The sequence below is a fragment of the Methanosarcina sp. DH2 genome (assembly GCF_020804225.1).
Classification (GTDB): Archaea; Halobacteriota; Methanosarcinia; order Methanosarcinales; family Methanosarcinaceae; genus Methanosarcina.
This window is the reverse complement of sequence record NZ_WJBI01000013.1, coordinates 26,952-29,959: the sequence shown is the minus strand read 5'-3', so window position 1 is coordinate 29,959 and position 3,008 is coordinate 26,952. Positions and strand designations below refer to the sequence as shown.

Here is a 3,008-nt window from a genome sequence, read left to right as displayed (position 1 = left end):
GTCCWGGACTGCAAAGCCGAAGTAGCCTGGAAATACACAAGGCCCCAGGTCGAATGGCTDGAGCGCAAAGGCTACATTAAGTACTAATTTAAGGTATCAGAATAAAGGCCTGATAAAGGTATCTAAAATAAAGGTGTCTAAAAAAGACGCCTGAAATCCATATTTTACTTTTCTGCAGGAGCGCGTCTATGTTGCTACGAGCAAGGTTCTATAGACGACAAATTTGATATATCTCACATTTTAGCATTTATAATTGCTATAGAAAAATGCTGAAATTTCTTTCATTCTCTCTATTTCTATTTTAATATATTTTTCCTGGCGGCGGTCTGTCTTAAAAGCCGAAAATTTGTAAATTTTGCAGCTTCAGGAGAGTACTTCGAAGAGCCGGTCAATTTCACAATTTATCTATTTTTTAGAAAATACTTTCTTGATCTAATTAACTTCTTGTAGCCGATAAAAGGTAGGCTTTTCTGCTACTTGGATTGAGCAGCGAATCGAAAACTGAGTCTTTTATATAGATTATATTAAAAAGAGGCGAAAAAGTACTCTCAATTTCAGCCTTTGAGGCTCTTCTGGGCAGCTCGTATTCGCCCGGCTCTTTATCAGAGAAACACAGCATGAAATATTTGCCTCCTTCCTTGAGCACCCTGTGTACCTGCCGTGCAAAAACCGGTCTCTCTTCATCCGTCATTACGTGAAACAAGCCGGAATCAATAACGACATCGAACTCGCCTTCCTTGAAAAGTCGGTCCATCTGCAGTACATTTCCTACGGCAAAATTTACCTTAACATGACGCTCTATGGCTTTTGCCTTTGCATCGGAGATGGCATTTTCAGCAAGGTCCATACCCACGGCGTCACAGCCATTCATCGCCAGCATTATCGCATTCTCACCCCGACCACACCCTATGTCCAGAGCTCGTCCAGGCTTGATTTCTCCATTTTGTATAACAGCCTGAAAAGCGGGCTGGGGGTGACCTACGTCCCACGGCGGCGTGCCTTTATATACTTCATCCCAGAACAAATTTCTCCTCCTCGAAGCTAAAAATATTAAGTTACAATTTGATATGCGGTTAACGATAAACCTTAATCTTAATAACTTTTCTGGGCGACCTTTATTCTGGAGGTCCAGGTAGTTTTGACAACAACTGTGAAACACCGTCTGTTTTTTTAAACAAAAACCGGGTTAATGCATGTGAAATAAGCTATTTTTCCCCAGTCTGCGATTCTTTGTAGATTTAGAAGGAGCACTTCGCAGGGCTTATCTTTTAGACCAGAGTGATTTTTTTCTGTAGAAGAAAGTTTTAGAATTATGGTGAAATGTCAAAACTGGACCGATGAATACTAAAGAAAATCTACCCCTACCAACTTCAGGAAAAATATATTTTTCCTGCCGGCAGTCTGCTGAAATCTTCCCTGAATAGGTGTGTTAAAGAAAACAGAAGAAAAACAGAAGAAAAACAGAAATTAAAAACCCGATTTTTTTGCAGCTTTAGAAGGGACACTTTACAGGAGATGCCGTTAAAGAAACTATTGAAAACATTAAATAAGCGATTCAAGCCTGTCTGGAATTCCTTGAAGAGGATGAGTTGGAGAACCCCTTTTAAAGTTAAAATTTTTGTGGGCTTAGCTTTTCAGGATCAAAAAATCTCTTCTTACAGTACAGGGCAAATCCATTTGGATTTGGTTAAGGTACAAAACTTCAAAAAGTGTTATTTTTTATGTTATACATCTGAGATAATGTTGGAAAATTATTATATACGGATTCAAAGTTGTGCATAAAATTCGTTAACTGAGTCCAATGAAGATTATTTATAGCATTCTAAGCAAAGATATAGGGGGTAATTCTCTGGAGATATCAAAATTTAAAAGATTGCCAGGACATATTGCTATAATACCGGATGGTAACAGAAGATGGGCTCTATCTAGAGGCTTAGAAAAACATGAAGGATATGACAATGGAATAATTCCAGGCTTGGAATTATATGATACATGCGTAAAAGTTGGAATAAAAGAAGTTACTTTTTTTGGATTTACTCAAGATAACACAAAAAGGCCTCAAGTTCAAAGAAAAGCATTTGTAGATGCTTGTATAAAATCAGTTCGAGAAATTTCTAAACGTGATGCTGAACTACTTGTAGTAGGCAATACTAATTCGGATATGTTTCCGAAAGAGTTACTTGCATATACAAAGAGAACTAAATTTGGGAAAAGTAAAATAAGGATAAATTTTTTGGTAAATTATGGCTGGTATTGGGATTTAACGTATGCATTTGATAACTCTTCAGATAGTAAAAAAATAGTAGAAAACATTGCATCAGCAGAGATTCCAAGAATAGATTTACTTATTCGCTGGGGAGGAAGACATAGACTCAGTGGAATGCTTCCAGTTCAAACGGTATATTCAGACATGTATGTAGTCGATGAAATGTGGCCGGACTTTAAGCCAGAACACTTATTCAATGCACTAGAATTCTATCAAGAGCAGGATATCACATTAGGCGGGTAAAAATAGGTAGTCCTATATTATTTGATTGGTGCTATCTCAAAACACCCCTCCTACATACTATATTTTTTCATTATTTACTTTTACAGTTATAGTAGACCTTTTTATATGTCAATTACCCCAACGCTAAAGCTGTGGGGCTTACGCTTCTACATCTTAGTTTCCTAAGCAGAGCACCATAGGCAGATTGACGACTGCCCTAGAAGCTATATTTTTAGCCGCATTATAATCAGCATTTTCCGTATTCCCACATTCAAGGCAGACGAAAGATGCCTGATTCTTTCTGTTCTTTTTATCAATATAGCCACAAGCAGAACATTCTCTTGAAGTGTTTCGAGGATCAACTGGAACTACCGAAACTCCTAACAGTTTTGCTTTATACTCAATGAAGTTCCTTAATTCAAGAAAAGCCCATTTTCCAATTGATTCACGAACAGCCTTTGAAACCGTTACTCTCTCCCTAATGCCTGAAAGGTCTTMAAGTGCAATAGCTCGATTTGTG

Annotated in this window: 3 protein-coding genes and 1 pseudogene; 2 read left to right on the top strand and 2 right to left on the bottom strand. The window is 37.7% G+C overall.

Features of this window, described 5'->3' with window-relative positions; translation table 11 throughout:
• Positions 1-87 (top strand): annotated as a pseudogene (locus FXV91_RS20265) (translation initiation factor IF-1); the annotation flags it as partial.
• A 349-nt stretch (positions 88-436) separates the two neighbouring features.
• Here FXV91_RS20265 and FXV91_RS13875 read toward each other — a convergent pair.
• The gene (locus tag FXV91_RS13875; protein WP_229391281.1) at positions 437-1,024 is read right to left on the bottom strand and encodes a class I SAM-dependent methyltransferase; all 588 of its coding nucleotides are present in this window, start codon (positions 1,022-1,024) and stop codon (positions 437-439) included.
• 777 nt (positions 1,025-1,801) lie between these two features.
• Between FXV91_RS13875 and FXV91_RS13870 the strand changes: the two genes are divergently transcribed.
• Positions 1,802-2,509 carry an undecaprenyl diphosphate synthase family protein gene (locus tag FXV91_RS13870; protein ID WP_229391280.1) on the top strand — a complete coding sequence of 236 codons (708 nt, stop codon included), beginning with the start codon at positions 1,802-1,804 and terminating at the stop codon, positions 2,507-2,509.
• Between the two features lie 153 nt (positions 2,510-2,662).
• Here FXV91_RS13870 and FXV91_RS13865 read toward each other — a convergent pair.
• The coding region (locus tag FXV91_RS13865; protein ID WP_229391279.1) for a zinc ribbon domain-containing protein at positions 2,663-3,008 on the bottom strand (346 nt) is incomplete at its 5' end.